This is a genomic window from Salinicola peritrichatus (assembly GCF_003206715.1).
GTDB classification, from domain to species: domain Bacteria; phylum Pseudomonadota; class Gammaproteobacteria; order Pseudomonadales; family Halomonadaceae; genus Salinicola; species Salinicola peritrichatus.
This window is the reverse complement of sequence record NZ_PZJU01000023.1, coordinates 1-16,247: the sequence shown is the minus strand read 5'-3', so window position 1 is coordinate 16,247 and position 16,247 is coordinate 1. Positions and strand designations below refer to the sequence as shown.

Genomic DNA, 16,247 nt, shown 5'->3' with positions numbered 1-16,247 from the left:
AAATGGTTTGAACGTTTCAGTAGCGGCATATAGATTCAAACAACGCCTTCAAAGACATCATCGCCCATCGCGGCCTGGCAACAACGGCCCGGGGAGGAAAACAACATGACATCGACTTCAAGCACAAGGAAAGTTGCCGCCTCCGGTGATAGCGGCGAATTCGAGCGTCAGCGCATTCCCGCCAACAAGCAACTGAGTGGTACCTACTTTCTCGGCGCCTATGCCGGCGAGCACGTTGCCGGCACCGAGTTCGTGATTGGCGCCTCGCTGGTCGCCCTGGGCGTCAGCACCAGCGACCTGATCTGGGGCCTGCTGATCGGCAACTTGTTCGCCGTACTGTCATGGGCCTGGGTGTGCAGCCCTATCGCCACCCGCTCGCGCATGACCATCTACTGGTATCTGGAGCGGCTGGCTGGCAAGCACTTCTCGACCGTTTACAACCTGCTCAACGGCCTGATCTTTGCGGTGGTCTCCGGTGCCATGGTCACGGTATCGGCCTCGGCCTTCCGTGTAATGACCGACATTCCCCCACAGACCGCCTGGTATCCTCAAAGCCTCAGCTTCGTGGCACTGGCCCTGTTCGTCGGGGCCATCACCGTATGGATGACGATCAAGGGCTTCAAGCTGATCGCCAACTTCTCGACGGTGTGTTCACCGTGGATGGCCACGATGTTTCTGGCCAGCGGTATTGTCACCGTGCCCGTGCTGCTGCATACCGGCCAGCTCGATGGCATTACCTCGCTCGGTGGCGTCCTCGACACCTTCGTGTGGACCGGCACTACGCCTGACGGCGCCGCCGGAATCTCCGTCTGGGTCATCGCCGCCTGGGCCTGGGGTGCCAACCTGCCGATGCACCTAGGCATGAGCGACATGAGCATTCTGCGCTTCGCGCGCAAGTCAAGCTACGGCTACTTCTCCGCTGCCGGCATGTACATCGGCCATTTCATGGCCTGGATCTGCGCCGGCCTGATGGGAGCGACGGCCGCCCTGCTGGCGAAGTCCTCGCTGGTCGAGATGGATCCGGGCGGCGTTGCATTCCGCATCCTCGGTGCCATGGGGCTGATCGCCGTGGTAGTCGCCGGCTGGACGACGTCCATTCCCAGCCTGTACCGCGCCGGCCTGGCCTTCCAGGCCGTGTTCGACCGTTTCTCGCGTGTCCAGGTCACCGTTGCCACCGGCGCCGTGACGACGGTGATCGCCTGTTTCCCGTTCGTGTTTACTCAGTGGCTGAACGTGCTGTCCTATTTCATCATGCTCATCGCGCCGGTCGGTGCGATCATCGCTGCCGAGCATTTTCTCCTGCCGCGCCTGGGCATCCGCCCCTTCTGGCGTGAGCAGCAAGGACGCAACAGTAACCTGCCCGCCTTCGCCGCGTGGGGACTCGGTATCGCTGTGGGGATCATGCTGCTGTCACTCAATGCCATCCATCTGTTCGCCCTGTTTATCCCGGTCTGGCTGGTCAGCTTCCTTGGCTATCCGCTGATGTGCCGTCTTGCCGGTGCCGCTAGAGGCAACGACGCCAACAACCCTTATGAAGCCGCTTACGGCCCGGTACTCGAACGCGGCTCCACAGAAGCGCCTCCCGCCGGCTACCAGCCCGTCAATCGCCGCAGCCCCTGGTACGCCATCGCCGTGATCTGCCTGGTGACCATCCTGGGCCTGGCTGCCTGGGGCGGAACCACCAATAACGCCGTGGCTCACCTGGATACTTTTCAGAGTCTGATTGTCCTGCCCACACTGCTCTATTTCATTGCGGCTACCGCCTGGATGAAAGGCCGCCGCAAGCCGCGCGCCCGGGAGGCGCATGCTGCCCCACACTTGGCAAAGCAGACTAGATGAGCCACTTCGTCGCCTGCCGGTGGCGGGCGACGCCTTGCCCTTCCCCATCTTTCAATCAAGACAACACTCTTTTTCCATAAGGCCAGCCTCTAATAATTAGCTTATTACCTATTAGCAACGATGGCCTTTACTGCCAGTAAGCTTAGAATCGACAGGTTCACTCTCACCGGTGGTTTTCATGCCCAGCGACTCCACACCCCGTTCCGATAACGCTTCACAGCAGACGCGCATTCCCCTCGCTTTCTTCTCTTTCCTGCTGTCGCGCCTGGCCGCGGTATTCGCCATGCAGATCCAGGCGGTGGTCGTGGCCTGGCAGGTCTATGACATTACCCGCGACCCGCTGTCGCTGGCCTATGTCGGTCTTGCCCAGTTTCTGCCCATGGTCGTACTGCTGCTGCCGGCGGGCGACCTGGTCGACCGCTTCAACCGCAAGCATATCCTCATCATCAGTTGGGCCGTACAGGCGCTGTGCAGTGCCCTGCTGCTGTGGCTGTCGTATACGGCCTCGAGTGATGTGACCGGCTTCTATGCCGTACTCGCCCTGTTCGGCTGCGCACGCGCTTTCACGGGCCCGACACTGCAAAGCCTGCTGCCACATATCGTGCCCCGCGACCAGCTTGCCCGCGCCATCGCCCTGAACAGCTCGATCATGAAGATTGCCGTAATCGGCGGGCCGCTGCTCGGCGGCATTCTCTATGCTTACGGCGGCAGCCTGACCTACGCCGTGTGCCTGGGCTGTTTCCTGCTCGGCCTGGCACTGCTGACCACGGTGCCGGTGCGTTTCCGCAAAGAAGCCTGTCCCCAGGAAACCACGGCCTGGAAGCGCTTCACGGCGGGTATCGCCTACATACGCAACAAACCCATTATTCTCGGTGCTATTTCATTGGATCTGTTTGCCGTCCTACTGGGTGGCGTGATCGCCCTGTTGCCGATCTACGCTCAGGAGGTCCTGCATGTCGGCCCGGAGGGGCTGGGCGCACTACGTAGCGCCATCGCCGTCGGTGCGCTACTGATGGGGCTTTATCTCGGCGTACGCGAGCTCAAGCGCAATGTGGGCTGGGTCATGTTCGTGGCGGTGGCGATCTTCGGCCTCGCCAACCTGATCTTCGCATTATCGACGGTGTTTTGGGTATCGTGGCTGGCCCTCTTGGTCGCCGGTGCCGCCGATATGATCAGCGTCAACGTGCGTATTACCCTGATCCAACTCGCCACGCCTGACGAGATGCGCGGCCGCGTCAATGCCGTCAACATGCTGTTCATCGGTTCGAGCAATGAACTCGGCGAGTTCCGTGCCGGCACCAGCGCGGCCTGGTTCGGCGCCGTACCGGCAGCGCTCATCGGAGGAATCGGCACCCTTGCCGTCGTCGGGCTGTGGACGCGTCTGTTCGCGTCGCTGCGTCAGGTCAACCGCTTCGAGGATGCCACACAGGAATTACCGGCCCGGGAGGCCACGGCTTGAGTCAGGCGCCCGGGCCGCATTCGGTGCATTGATCGACCATCGCCGGCTCAAGCAAGAGCTTGGCGCCAAGGTCGCGTAGAGCCGTTCTTACGCCTTCCTCAAGGGTAGGATGATAGAACGGCATATCGAGCATTTGGCGCACGGTCATGCACTGCTGGCAGGCCCAGGCCAGCAAGTGCCCGAGATGCTCGGCCTGCGGTGCGACGAGTTCGGCGCCTAGGAACAGGCCGGTGCCGTACTCGCCGTAAAGGTGCAGCCAACCGCGATTCTGGCGCATGACCCTGGCACGCCCTTGGTTTTCGAAGTTCAACTCGCCAATTGCGTAATCCTGACCCAGCACATGGGTCTTCTCGATTTCGGGGCGGTTGCGGCCCACGCTGGCAATCTGCGGTTCGCAGAAGACAATGGTCAAGGGGACGCGCCGGTAGCCGGCCCGCAGGTCAGGAAAACGCCCGGCGTTGTCCCCAGCGATACGCCCCTCGTCGGTGGCCTCATGCAACAGCGGCTCGGCATGATCGGCATCACCGACAATAAAAATATGGTTTGGCCTGCTCCGAGAGTCATGGCACTGCAGAGTGTGGCGATCGAAGATGGGCGTGCCCTTGTCGTCAGTTTCGATACCTACATTCTTCAGCGCCAGTTCGCTGAGGTTGGGGCGTCGTCCGGTGGCAGCCAGCAGATAATCGAAGCGCTCGGTCAATCGTTCGCCACTGTCGCGTTCGGTAAACGTCACGCTGACTCCAGCATCATCGCCCTGGATGTCGTGGGTCTCCGCTTCGGGGTCAAGGTAAAACTCCTCGTTGAACAGGCACACGGCCGCCGAGCGCAGAGCCTCGTCCTGCAGGCCGCCCACACCGCCGCTACGCCCGAACATACGAACGCGCACGTCAAGACGCGCCAGAGCCTGGCCCAATTCCAGCCCGACGATGCCGGGCCCGAACACGGCAACCGATTCGGGCAGCGCCGCCAGATCGAACAGTGTATCGCTGGTCAGGATCCGCTTGCCGGCACCCTGCAGCGGCTCGGGAATGTGCGGTGAGGAGCCGGTGGCAATGATGGCTCGTGAGAATCGTACCCGGGTATGGCCAGAGATAATCAGGCTGTTGGCATCCTCGATGCGGGCCTGACCGCGCAACTTGTCGGCGGCGGGAAAGCCCTTGATCGAGTCGAGAATCGTGGCGATGAAGGCGTCGCGCTCATCGCGTATCCGTTGCATCACGGCATGTCGATCGATGATGACACCATGGTCGATATGCGCGCCGAATGGCCCGACATGCCGGGCATCGTGAATCGCCTTGGCAGCGGAAATCAACACTTTGCTGGGCATGCAGCCAGTACGTGCACAGGTGGTGCCGTAATCGCCTCCTTCGATGAGGAGGACGGAGGGTGTGTGTTTCTTGGCGGCACGGTAGGCGCTCAGTCCGGCACTTCCCGCACCGATGATGGCGACGTCGACGTTGCACTCCTGCATAGCATTTCTCCCTGCCGGCCACTACTCACCGTAGCAGTTCGAAAGACGTTTCACCCAAGCCACGTTGATGCGACCAGGCGGGCTAGTCCATGACCAGGCTGATGATCAAGGCAACACCACCTACCACCAGCGCGGTAACCACGGCGATGTCGAGCAGGCGATTGAGCCAGCGGTCGGCAGGCGCCACCTGGCGTCGTGTCGCGCCCCGCCGATGCCGACTCGAAGATTTGATGGATGATTGCATGACGGCGCTCCGCCCTCTCCTCCACTAAAGCCTTATTATGCGCTAGCCCATGCGTTTATCACTATTGCGGTTCATGTGTTGATGTGCGCCGGTTGACCACATTGGGCGCGCGACGGTAGCGATCCTCCTCGGACAACAATTCGGCCTCGAAGGCATCCGCTCCGACCGGCGTTTCGCCGTGCTTGCGATAGAGCGAGGTCAGCATTGCCTTGCGGTCAGCACGTAGCTCGTTGATCAGCACGAACATCATGCCGAAGATGATGAACGTGAATGGCAGCGCTGAGAGCACCGCCGCCGACTGCAGGCCTTTCAGCCCCCCGGCGATGATCAGTGTCAGGTAGATCGCCGCAATCAGCAGCCCCCAGGCGATACGCTTGAACAACGGCAGGTTGATCGAGCCACCATCGGTCATCTGCGCCACGATATAGGTCGCCGAGTCCGCCGAGGTCACCAGGAACACGAAGATCAGCAGCAGGCCGACCACCGACAGCACACTGGAGAACGGCATCAGCTCGAACATCCGGAACAGCGCCACGGTGATGTTCTCGTCGGTGGCCTGGGCCAGCCCTACGTCCTGGGTCAACTCCATGTTGATCGCCGCGCCCCCGAACACGCCGATCCATAGACAGGCCAGCAAGGGCGGCACGATCAGTACCCCGAACACATACTCCTTGATGGTGCGCCCGCGCGAGACGCGCGCCACGAAGGTGCCCACGAACGGCGACCAGGCGATGACCCAGGCCCAGTAGAAGATCGTCCAGTCGTTAGCCCAGGTATTGTCGCTATACGGTGAGAACCGTAGGCTCATGCCGATGAAATTTTGTAGGTAGTCGCCGATGCCCAGCGTGATGGTCTCCAGGATCGCCAGGGTCGGCCCGGTGAACAGCACGTAAAACATCAACGCAAAGCACAACGTCAGGTTGAGGTTGGACAGGCGCTTGATGCTCTTGTCGAGCCCCGACCAGGTCGACGCCATATAGCAGACGAACATCGCCCCCATGATGGCGAACTTCCAGAACACGTTCTGCTCGACACCGAACACGGCGTTGAGACCGCCGTTGATCTGCAGCACGGCCAGGCCGATCGAGGTGGCGACCCCCATGACGTGGCGACCACGGCGAAGACATCCAGGGCCGGCACATACCGGCGTGACTTGGGATATTTGGCGGTGACCGGGGCGAGTACCGAGGAGACCAGGCCGGCCTGCCCCTTGCGGAACTGGAAGTAGGCGATGACCAGTCCCACCACCGAGAACGCGGCCCACTGATGTATTCCCCAGTTGAAAAAACTGTACTGGATGGCATAGCGCGCCGACTCTGCGGTTTCCGGCTCCACGTCGCCATACGGCGGGTGCAGGTAGTGGGTCACCGGTTCGGCCATGCCGTAGAACACCAGCCCGATCCCGAAGCCGGCCGCCAGCAACATGGCGACCCAGGAGAAGAAGGAGTACGAGGGAGTGCTGTCCTGTGGCCCCAGGCGGATCTTGCCGTACTTGCTGAACGCCAGCACGAACAGGAAAAGCACGAATCCGAACACGGAAAATAGGTAGAACCAGCCAAAGTAGCGCCCAATGATGCCTAGTGCCGCATCCGCTGCATCGCCGAACTGCTGCGGAAACGCGGCACCTACAGCCACCAGCGCAAGAATGATGCATGCCAAAATAGTAAAGACACGGTGCCGTCCAAAGTTGGCCATGGAGAGATCCCTCTTCCAGTTATCGCTTCAAGCGAGCATATCGTCTACTTTCGATTCATATCGGTTCCCGCTTCTTCTGCTGTTAGCATGCGAGCTTCACAAACGTTAGGCAAATCCTAGGCAATACGGATACATTTTTCCTTCATGCCGTTACCAGCCTTTACCTCATTAACCTCGACCACGGCCTGGCTGAACAAGCTGGCCGAGTCGCGCCACGCTTATAGGCTGTTGTTCTTGGCCTCGATGATGGAAACTCTGATCATTCCGATCCCCATCGAGGTCATTCTGATCCCGTGGATGTTGTGCCACCCCGAGAAGAAATGGCGCATCGCCGCCGTTGCCCTGGCCGGCAATCTCGCGGCCGCCTCGATCGGCTACTGGCTGGGCAACCTGGCCATGAACCAGTGGGGCGATACGCTGATCCAGCTATTTGGCGGACAGGCGGCATATTCCGATTTCCAGACACGTTTCAACCAGAATGGCTTCATGGCCATTGCCGCCATCGCCGTGGTCCCCGTGCCCTTCCAGATCGCCATGCTGGCGGCGGGTGCCAGCGATTATCCTTTCTTCCTGTTCCTGCTGGCGTCGGTCATGGCGCGGAGCGTTCGCTATTTCGGGCTGGCGATCCTGGTGAAGATCTTCGGCGATGCGGCAATGCGCATCTGGCAGCGACACTCGAAACCGGTCGGGATCGGGTTGGTCGTGCTGTTTGCGGTATGGGTCGGCGTGAGCTTCTGGCCTAGCAGTGGAACGTCGGGATGATGGGCCTGGATGCTTGTCCGCTGCCTCCAGACCACCACGTTCAGGGCCATTCCAGCGTCACCGGTGCGCCACGCTTCAGGGCGTGTAGTGCGGCATCGGCGATTCGCTGGGCACGCAGTGCCGCCGTTTCGTCTGGATAGTCATCCGTCTCGCCATGCAGGGCCTGCACGAATGCATCGAGGCCGGCATAGAACGTCGGTTTGATCCGTTCGAACCAGCTCTCGTGAAACCCATCGCTAACGCACTGATTCCCCTTGGCGATCGTCAGGTGCCGGTAGGGCTGACGCCGCGATTCGGCCATCCCCTCGGCGCCAAAGATCTCGATGCGCTCGTCGTAGCCGTAGCCGGTACGCCGCGTGCAGTCGAGCTGCGCCAGCGTCCCAGAGGCCATGCGCAGCGAGACGATCAAGGTGTCGATATCGCCGATCTTGGCGACCTGCGGATCGCTCAGTGCATCCCCCAATACATGGATTTCCACCGGCACATCGTCGGTGAGCCAGCACAGCAGGTCGAAGAAATGGATGGCCTGGTCATGCATCTGTCCGCCGGACACCTTGAGATAGTCCAGTGGCGGCATGGCCTGGGAGCGACAGGTCATCTGCACGATCTCGGCCCGACCCAATTCGCCACGCCGATAGGCCCCGGCCAATGCAGCGTGACTGGCATCGAAGCGCCGGTTGAAGCCAATCATCATCGGCACCCCGGCTCGCTGGACGGCCTCGATGGCCTGGGTGGCACGCGACGTCTCGAGATCGACCGGCTTCTCGCAGAAGATGGCCTTGCCGGCCGCCGCTGCACGCTCGACATAGTGGGCATGGGTATCGCTCGACGAGGCGATCAGAATGGCGTCGATATCGGCCGCGAATATCTCATCGATAGTCGCCGCGCGAGCACCATAGCGCTCGGCGACGTCCCGAGCCCTCTGGCTATCGGTGTCGGCAACTAGCGTAAAGTCCACTCGCGGGTGATCGAACAGGTTAGGGGCATGCACGTTGCCGATGAAGCCGGCGCCAAGCAGAGCAAAACTTCTCATGAAGGTATCTCCTGGTAGGGATCAACTGTGACCCAGCGCCCCTGTTGACGGTGCGATTCGCTGACAGCCATTACGAATTTCACACCCAGCAGGCCATCGCGAGTGGTAGGCAGCGGAATGTCTTCATACCGGTTCAGCCCCTCTTTGCGATAGCGCCCGATGACCTCGGCCACATCGCTGTAGAGGTTGGCAAACGACTCGATGAATCCTTCGGGATGGCCAAGCCCGACACGCGTTAACCGGGCCTGGGCGTCGCTCATGCCACTATGTCCCTGAACGAGGGTTTCGCGACGGCCACCGGGATAATTCACGGACAGATAGTGCGGGTCCATCTGATGCCATTCCAGCGAGGCCTTATCGCCAAACACGCGGATGCGAAGACCGTGCTCGTGACCGGTCGCCGCCATGCTCGCCCAGAGCGAACCACGCACGCCGCCGGACAGACGCAACTGGACATGAGCATCGTCGAAGACACGCCGACCGGGCACGCAGGTCTGCATCTCGGCGGCAACCTCCTCCACCTCGAGCCCGCTGACAAACCGCATCAACTGGTGCGCGTGGGTGCCCAGATCGAAGACCAGGCTGGCCTCCCCGGACTGCTTGGGGTCGAGACGCCAGGCTGCCTGCTTGTTGTCGAGGTCGCGCTCGACGTTGTCTGCGGCCCATCCCGAGGCATGCTCGACCATGACGATGCGCAGCTTGCCCAAGGCACCGTCCCGCACCAACTGAACCGCATGGCGAACCATGGCGTAGGCGCTGTAGTTGTGCGTCAAGGCAAAGAAGCATCCTTGGCTATCCGCCAGTGCATGCAAGGCTTCGGCTTCTTCCAGGCTGCCTGTCATCGGCTTGTCGCAGACTACGTGAATGCCCTGCTCAAGAAAGGCGCGGGCCACCGGGTAGTGACTGCTGTTCGGTGTGACGATGGACACTACTTCGATGCCATCGTCGCGCGATGCCTCTTCGCGCGCCATCTGCTGATAGTCTGCGTAGGTACGCTCTTCATCGACGCCCAGTTCGGCGGCCGTCTGCCGGGACTTGTCCAGGGAGCGTGAAAAGGCGCCGGCGACCAGCATGAAACGATCATCCAGGCGCATGCCCATGCGATGGACGCCGGCAATCCCCGATCCGGGGCCACCACCGACCATGCCAATACGAATTCTGTTGGCTGTCATCGTTGTGTATTCCGTTGCTGCGAGACACAGGGAAAAGACATGTGCCGGTCCGGCACTCAGACGCGCACCCACTGGCTGGAGTGCGCCGATTCGTCCATGGCCGTGATGATGCGCTGGTTGCGTCGTCCGAAGGCGAAGTCCGGATAACAGCCCGTCTTGCCGGCAATGCCATGGATCAGGTCATAAATCTCGATCACCTTGACATCGAAGAAACCGAGCCCGCCGCCACCGAAGTCAAAGCCGAAGAAGGCGCCATAGGCCGGTATCTGTGAGCCAGCGAACAGTGTCTTGAAACCACGGTCGCGCTTGTCGTCGTTGAAACGGAACACCTGCAGCTCATTGAAGCGCTCGCCGTCCATGTAGAGCGTGCCCTCGGTGCCCGAGACTTCCCAATAGATGCCGAACACCCGCCCGGCGGCCAAGCGCGAACTCTCGATCACCCCGGCTGCCCCCGAGGCGAAACGAACCAACGATTGGGTCTGGTCCTCATTCTCGACCCGGCGCATCTCGGCGTCGGCCTCGACCTGGCTGGCGTAGCCAGCATCGCTCGAAGGTACTGGCCGCTCGGTGATCTGGGTCTGGGCCTGGCAATTGACCTCGCTGATATCGCCCATCAGAAACTGCGCGACGCTGATCACGTGCGCCCCCAGATCGCCCAGCGCACCGGTGCCGGCCCCCTCACGAGAACAGCGCCAGGACCACGGCAGGTTGGGGTCGTTGAAGAAGCCTTGGTCGAAGGTGCCGCGAAAGCGAATCGGCCGGCCGATCTCGCCGGCGTCGATCAGTTGCTTGGCAAGTAGCGCCGCCGGGGTCTTGATATTGTTGAACGCCACCATCGTCTTGACGCCACGCTTTTCCGCCGCTTCATGCATGGCACTCGCCTGGTCGTCGTTCATTGCCAGTGGCTTCTCGCAATAGACATGCTTGCCGTGTTCGATGGCCAGCATCGCCATGTCAAAGTGCAAGGCATTAGGTGAGGTGATGTCCACTACGTCTACTTGGGGATCGGCCACCAGTTGCCGCCAGTCGCCATAGCCCTTTTCGAAGCCAAGCCGCTCGCGTGCTGCTTCGGCCGCCGTCTCGCCTTGGTCAGCGATAGCGTACAGGCGAAGGGTCAGCGGGAGGTCGCGATACAGTAGCCGGACGCGATGATAGGCGTCGGCATGTGCCTGCCCCATGAAGCCGCTGCCGATCAAGCCGATATTGAGTGTACGAGCCATGATGAAGCCTCCTTGCAGGGAAAAATCAGCCCAGACGGGCCAGTTGCCGGTCGACATGTGCCCAGGCCGCCTCGGCCATCTGGCGCGATGGGGCCTTCTGCGGGTCCTGTTCGGCCTCGACGATCAACCAACCGCGATAGGCCGGCGACAGGGCAAATTCGAGCACGGGTGCGAAGTCCAGGTAGCCATCACCGGGCACGGTGAACATGCCATCACGCACGCCCTGGTTGAAGCTGGCGTCTTGACTACGCACGTGGGCCATGACCTCGCGACGGATATCCTTGAGGTGCAGGTGGTTGATCCGCGCGCCATGGCGTTGCAACAGCGCGCTCATGTCACCGCCCCCAGCCACCACATGACCGGTGTCGAACAGCAGCCCCACGGCTTCGCCGCTGTTGGCCATCAATGCATCGATCTCCGCTTCGCTCTCGGCCAGCATCATCAAGTGGGCGTGGTAGGCGATCGCAATGCCGTGGCGTGAACGCAGCGCTTCGGCGAACCGGGTCAGACGCTCGCCATAAGCTGCCCATTCCTCGCCGTTCAGGCTCGGTGTCTTCGATAGGGGCTCGTCCAATGGGGCGCTTCCCGGCATTCGGCCACACTCGCCGTAGACCATGACCCGGGCGCCACAGGCCGCCAGCAACTCGGCATGTTCGGCCACGGCATCGAGCTCATCAGCCACGTCGCGCTCGGCCACGAAACCGGAATACCAGCCACTGGCCAGTCGCAGCCCGTAATTGCCCAGCAGCGGCTTGAGCACGTTGACCTCACGGGGGAACTTGCGGCCCATCTCGACCCCTTGATAACCGCATGAGGCCGCCTCATCGAGAAACGTCTCGACGGAAGTGTTGTCGCCGAATTCCTGGATGACATCGTTGGTCCAGCCCAGCGGATTGATTCCCAAGCTGAGGTCATGCGCGTCCAGCCGCGCTGTCAAGGTCTGCGTCATGCTACTATCTCCGGTCACGATTCCTTTTGATAGATTTGATAGATACAATGATTTATCTATCATTAAAGGTGAGCATCCATGACCGAAAACACGCCGTCCACCCCTACCATGGTCGATGTCGCCAAGGCTGCCGGCGTCGGGGTGGCTACTGTGGACCGTGTACTCAGCGGGCGCGCCAATGTGCGCCCCCAGACCGCTGAAAAAGTCCGCAAGGCCGCAGAAACACTCGGCTATCAAAGACTCATGCCCATCAGCGAGGATCCCTCGCGAGTACCGCAACGCCCTTCAAAGAGGCTGGGTTTCGTACTGCAAAAGCGTACCACGGCGGTTTACCGGGTACTGGCCGACGCCTTGATAGATGCATCAAGAAGCTATCGTGACATGCATGTCACCCCTATCGTCGAATATCTCGAGATCCTAGAGCCCGACAGGGTGGCTGCCGCCCTGGCTCGACTCGGCGCCACGGTGGATGCCATCGGCGTAGTGTCGACCGACCATCCCGTGGTGGCGCAGACCATCGGCCAGTTACGCGATCAGGGCGTGCCGGTGTTCGCCCTGGTCACGGACCTGGCGGCCGACAGCGGCTGTGCTGGCTACGTCGGTCATGATTGTCGCAAGGTAGGTCGTACGGCAGCCTGGGCGATGTCCCGCATGGCCACGCATGGGCCGCTGGGCATCATTACCGGCAGCCATCGCTATGTCAGCCAGGAGCTGCACGAGACCGGCTTTCGGGGCTACTTGCGTGAGCGAGCACCACAGTTTTCGGTGATCGAGCCAATTTTTACCGGAGAGGATCCGGCCGTGGCGGCACAGGCCTTGCGTCGCCTGCTCGATAGCGAGGCGACTCTCGGTGGCCTTTACGTGGCGGGTGGCGGTATCGAAGGGGTCATCGATGTCCTACGCGAATCTCCGCGCCCAGGCCTGGTGACGATCTGCCACGATCTGACAGCAACCACACGAGCTGCCCTGATTGATGGCACGGTCGACCTGGTACTGTCCTTGCCTCGTCGCGAACTGGCCGAACGGGCAGTGGCGGCCTTGCTGGCCTCCCTGGATAGCGACATGGACACGCAACCAGGCGCGTCGAAGCGAATCATACTACCCATTGATATCTTCACTCCGGAAAATGTCTAGCCTGTCAGCACGACATTAGTCGGCAATTCGACTTGAGATTTCCGTAGGGCATCGCCATCTTGACGGCTACTGAGGACGCTAACGACCACGTCCCACTCATCGTTCAGGAGGCCCCATGCGCCGACTCGCTTCCACACCGTTATCCGTCCTCGACCTGGCGCCGATCCGTCAGGGCGGCGACGTCGCCGAGACCTTCGCCAACACCGTCGAACTGGCCCGGCATGTCGAGGCGCTGGGCTTCCAGCGCTACTGTTGGCCGAGCATCACAACATCGACGGCATCGCCAACGCCGCTACCGCAGTGCTGATCGGGCATGTTGCCGGTGCCACCCAGCGCATTCGCGTGGGTGCCGGCGGGATCATGCTGCCCAACCATCCGCCACTGGTAATCGCCGAGCAATTCGGCACGCTGGAAACGCTCTATCCCGGGCGCATCGATCTGGGGCTGGGCCGTGCGCCGGGCTCCGACGGTGCTACCATGGCGGCGATGCGTCGCGATCCGCGCTCCGGCGTGAATGACTTCCCCGATCAGCTCGACGAGCTGCGCCGCTACCTGGGCGATCCGGCGCTCCACCAGCGCGTACGTGCCATGCCTGGCCAAGGGACGCATGTACCGATCTGGCTGCTCGGCTCGAGTGGCTACAGCGCCCAGCTCGCCGCACGCCTGGGCCTGCCCTTCGCCTTTGCCGCGCAGTTCGCGCCCGGCTATCTGTTCGAGGCGCTACGCCTGTATCGCGAGCAGTTCCGCCCCTCCGCGGTGCTGAACAAGCCCTACGCGATGGTCGGCATGCCGCTGATCGCCGCCGACAGCGACGAGCAGGCGCGTTTCCTGGCGACCACCGCCCAGCAGAAGTTCCTTAACCTGATCCGAGGCCGCAGCACTCGCGCCCTGCCACCGGTCGAACAGCTTGACTGGTCACCGCAGGAGCAGGCCATGGTCAACCAGAACCTCGGCGCGGCGGTGATCGGCGGGCCGCAGACGGTACGTGACGGCCTGGAGCGTTTCCTCGAGCAGACCGGCGCTGACGAATTGATGGTCGCTACCGAGGTCTATGCCCAGGCTGACCGTCTGCGCTCCTTCGAGATTCTGGCCGATATTTGGAAAGGGTAAGCAGTGGTTTTGCAGAACATCGGCGCCTTTTCAGGCGCCGATGAAGAGCAGGTCGTTCATTGATAAATGATCAGCACCATCATAGTGCAGCTAGCTTGGCAGACTCCCGCCGCCGGGGCGCGCCCGCAGACGCCTTGAGCCGGTACTCGATGACGCCGTACCAGCCCAGGCCAGCGTAGGTCTCGTAACCCGGCGTTTCGGCAAAGGCGACGATACGATCGTCGTAGATGTCATAGCCCCGTTTTCTGGCTTCCGGTGCGAGAGGATAGGTCTCGCCGAGCGTAGCCTCACTGCGCGAGTCGGCAATGATGCGATGCTTGGCATCGAGCAACATGACCCGGCTGGTCTCGCGCCCCTCGTCGGAGAGTCCCACACCCGACACCACGGTGCCGGCCTGGGGGGGCCAGCCGAAGAAGATGCCCAACACACCCAGCAGCTCGCCGTCGAAGCGCCCCTCCTCGCGAATGGCCGTGGCATAGGTGGCCACGGCGGCTTCGTCGAGTTGGGTATTACGAGCGATGTCGGCCACGGTGAAATCGTCTCCGGTAGCGGTGCGCATGGCCTGACGGAACCAGGCACTGCGCGAGACGTCGGTGCCAACGGCGTTCGGGACGGCCATTGGCGATGACACGTCCTTGGCGGTCGGTGATCCACAGATCAAGATAGACAGTGTAAGAACGCAGGATAGTGGCCAGACGCGAGGCGGCGTAGCCGGTTCGTTCTCCATCATCAGGCATTTGTGCAGCGGCGACCACAGCGCTGTCGGTGGCCCACCAGCGTACGTCGCAGGAACGCTCGTAGAGGTTGCGGTCGATGATTTCCACGGCATTCAGTGCAAGATCCGTCAGGCGCTGGCCATGGAATTCGGTTTCCATGGTGGTTCCGGCCTCCTCGATGCGCGCAGTGTGTCGCTCCACCTGAGTGCGGAAATCGCTGGCGATACCGCTGATGCCGGTAGAGACATCGCCGATTTCCTGGGCGACGACACCGAAGGCAGCCCCAGCTGCACCAGCCCGAGCCGCCTCGATACGCGCATTGAGCGCGAGTATCTGAGTGCGCCGCATGATCGACTCGATCAGCCCCACCTTCTCGCGGGTCATTTCGGAAATATCGTAGGCCAGGCCGAGGATATTGTTGTCCTGCATGGTTCGATCTCCTGTATCGGGGAGGCCCCGCATCGCTTTCAAGCGAGCATGGCGGTATCGAACCACAGCAAGTTACATGCCAATAGCCTAAAAAACATTTCCTTACGTACCCAGACGCTCGGCCAGGCGCTGTTCCAGCGAGACCTGGTCGGCATCGAAGCGCCGGATGCCTTCGGCCAGCTTGTCGTTGGCCATGGCGTCCTGGTTATGCCCCCAGCGGAATTCGGCTTCGCTCATTGCCGGCAGGCGCTCGGCGGCTTCGCCCACGTCGCTGATCTTGCGCTCGACCTCACCCTGTGCCGCGGCGAGTTCCTCGAGCAGTTGCGGCGAGATGGTCAGGCGATTGCAGCCGGCCAGCGCGAGGATCTGCCCCGTGGTGCGGAAGCTCGCGCCCATGACCACCGTGTCGTAGGCATAGTCGCTGGCATAACGGCACACGCCGCGCACGAATTGTACGCCGGGGTCTTCCTCGGACGCGTAGTCCTTGCCGGTCTCCTTCTTGTACCAGTCGGTGACACGGCCAACGAACGGCGAGATCAGATAGACCCCGGCATCGAAGCAGGCACGGGCCTGGGCATCGCTGAACAGCAGCGTCAGGTTGCACTGGATGCCCTCGCGCTCCAGTACCTCGGCAGCACGAATGCCTTCCCAGGTCGAAGCTAGCTTGATCAGCACCTTGTCACGACCGATGCCGGTACGCTCGTAGAGGTCGATCAACTGATGTGCCTTGGCGATGCTGGCCTCGCGGTCGAACGAGAGTCGCCGCACGTCTTCGAATTCGGTACCACCACCGCCTGCGAAAGAGGCGTCGGAGGTGGCGAGTACCAGGGCGCCGAAGAGTGCGGCCAGCGTGATGATGGTGCCTTTACGCTGCATGAATGATGCGATCTGCATGGGTATTGCTCCTGAGGTTGCGATTACCCGGACACCCATTTAGGTGGTATCGTCGCCATCAAAGTAGAGGTGATCCATGGCTAGAAAACGTCGTTCATTCTCCATCGAGTTCAAGCGGGA

The 16,247-nt window shown here is 61.6% G+C and carries 14 protein-coding genes and 1 pseudogene; 5 read left to right on the top strand and 10 right to left on the bottom strand.

The window, feature by feature from the left end; translation table 11 throughout:
• Nucleotides 1–105: 105 nt before the first annotated feature.
• Both DOM57_RS09985 and DOM57_RS09980 read left to right on the top strand, forming a co-directional pair.
• Nucleotides 106–1,839 carry a purine-cytosine permease family protein gene (locus DOM57_RS09985; RefSeq protein WP_110649062.1) on the top strand — a complete coding sequence of 578 codons (1,734 nt, stop codon included), beginning with the start codon at nucleotides 106–108 and terminating at the stop codon, nucleotides 1,837–1,839.
• A gap of 178 nt (nucleotides 1,840–2,017) precedes the next feature.
• Nucleotides 2,018–3,298: an MFS transporter gene (locus tag DOM57_RS09980; RefSeq protein WP_110649061.1), complete on the top strand. Its 1,281-nt coding sequence runs from the start codon at nucleotides 2,018–2,020 to the stop codon at nucleotides 3,296–3,298.
• 1 nt (nucleotide 3,299) lies between these two features.
• On the opposite strand, the gene DOM57_RS09975 is transcribed toward DOM57_RS09980, so the two are convergent.
• The 3 genes and pseudogenes from DOM57_RS09975 to DOM57_RS09970 form a co-directional block, all read right to left on the bottom strand.
• Complete coding sequence (locus DOM57_RS09975; RefSeq protein WP_110649060.1) at nucleotides 3,300–4,769, bottom strand: dihydrolipoyl dehydrogenase; 1,470 nt, start codon at nucleotides 4,767–4,769, stop codon at nucleotides 3,300–3,302.
• An 82-nt stretch (nucleotides 4,770–4,851) separates the two neighbouring features.
• A complete protein-coding gene (locus DOM57_RS21775; RefSeq protein WP_162619504.1) occupies nucleotides 4,852–5,013 on the bottom strand; it encodes a hypothetical protein in 162 nt (53 codons plus the stop codon).
• A 61-nt stretch (nucleotides 5,014–5,074) separates the two neighbouring features.
• A pseudogene (locus DOM57_RS09970) lies at nucleotides 5,075–6,708 on the bottom strand (BCCT family transporter).
• 144 nt (nucleotides 6,709–6,852) lie between these two features.
• On the opposite strand from DOM57_RS09970, the gene DOM57_RS09965 reads away from it, so the two are divergent.
• A complete protein-coding gene (locus tag DOM57_RS09965) occupies nucleotides 6,853–7,470 on the top strand; it encodes a YqaA family protein (RefSeq protein ID WP_110649059.1) in 618 nt (205 codons plus the stop codon).
• A gap of 40 nt (nucleotides 7,471–7,510) precedes the next feature.
• On the opposite strand, the gene DOM57_RS09960 is transcribed toward DOM57_RS09965, so the two are convergent.
• The 4 genes from DOM57_RS09960 to iolE are packed head-to-tail and all read right to left on the bottom strand — an operon-like array spanning nucleotide 7,511 to nucleotide 11,844.
• Nucleotides 7,511–8,503, bottom strand: a complete 993-nt coding sequence (locus DOM57_RS09960) for a Gfo/Idh/MocA family oxidoreductase (protein ID WP_110649058.1) — start codon at nucleotides 8,501–8,503, stop codon at nucleotides 7,511–7,513.
• A complete protein-coding gene (locus DOM57_RS09955) occupies nucleotides 8,500–9,675 on the bottom strand; it encodes a Gfo/Idh/MocA family protein (RefSeq protein WP_110649057.1) in 1,176 nt (391 codons plus the stop codon). Before DOM57_RS09955 ends, DOM57_RS09960 begins: the two co-directional genes overlap by 4 nt.
• A gap of 56 nt (nucleotides 9,676–9,731) precedes the next feature.
• Nucleotides 9,732–10,895 carry a Gfo/Idh/MocA family protein gene (locus tag DOM57_RS09950; RefSeq protein ID WP_110649056.1) on the bottom strand — a complete coding sequence of 388 codons (1,164 nt, stop codon included), beginning with the start codon at nucleotides 10,893–10,895 and terminating at the stop codon, nucleotides 9,732–9,734.
• Nucleotides 10,896–10,920: 25 nt separating this feature from the next.
• Complete coding sequence (gene iolE / locus DOM57_RS09945) at nucleotides 10,921–11,844, bottom strand: myo-inosose-2 dehydratase (protein ID WP_110649055.1); 924 nt, start codon at nucleotides 11,842–11,844, stop codon at nucleotides 10,921–10,923.
• Nucleotides 11,845–11,922: 78 nt separating this feature from the next.
• Between iolE and DOM57_RS09940 the strand changes: the two genes are divergently transcribed.
• Nucleotides 11,923–12,978, top strand: a complete 1,056-nt coding sequence (locus DOM57_RS09940) for a LacI family DNA-binding transcriptional regulator (RefSeq protein ID WP_110649054.1) — start codon at nucleotides 11,923–11,925, stop codon at nucleotides 12,976–12,978.
• A 69-nt stretch (nucleotides 12,979–13,047) separates the two neighbouring features.
• The gene (locus DOM57_RS09935; protein WP_338056472.1) at nucleotides 13,048–14,088 is read left to right on the top strand and encodes an LLM class flavin-dependent oxidoreductase; all 1,041 of its coding nucleotides are present in this window, start codon (nucleotides 13,048–13,050) and stop codon (nucleotides 14,086–14,088) included.
• A 79-nt stretch (nucleotides 14,089–14,167) separates the two neighbouring features.
• Here the strand turns inward: DOM57_RS09935 and DOM57_RS22285 are convergent, their stop codons facing one another.
• From DOM57_RS22285 to DOM57_RS09925, 3 genes are all read right to left on the bottom strand, one after another.
• Nucleotides 14,168–14,617 (bottom strand): hypothetical protein, encoded by a 450-nt coding sequence (locus DOM57_RS22285; protein ID WP_239496173.1) that lies wholly within the window; start codon nucleotides 14,615–14,617, stop codon nucleotides 14,168–14,170.
• Nucleotides 14,598–15,233 (bottom strand): methyl-accepting chemotaxis protein, encoded by a 636-nt coding sequence (locus tag DOM57_RS22280; RefSeq protein ID WP_275425972.1) that lies wholly within the window; start codon nucleotides 15,231–15,233, stop codon nucleotides 14,598–14,600. Before DOM57_RS22280 ends, DOM57_RS22285 begins: the two co-directional genes overlap by 20 nt.
• Nucleotides 15,234–15,335: 102 nt before the next feature.
• The gene (locus DOM57_RS09925) at nucleotides 15,336–16,127 is read right to left on the bottom strand and encodes a transaldolase family protein (RefSeq protein WP_275425971.1); all 792 of its coding nucleotides are present in this window, start codon (nucleotides 16,125–16,127) and stop codon (nucleotides 15,336–15,338) included.
• Nucleotides 16,128–16,247 lie beyond the last annotated feature (120 nt).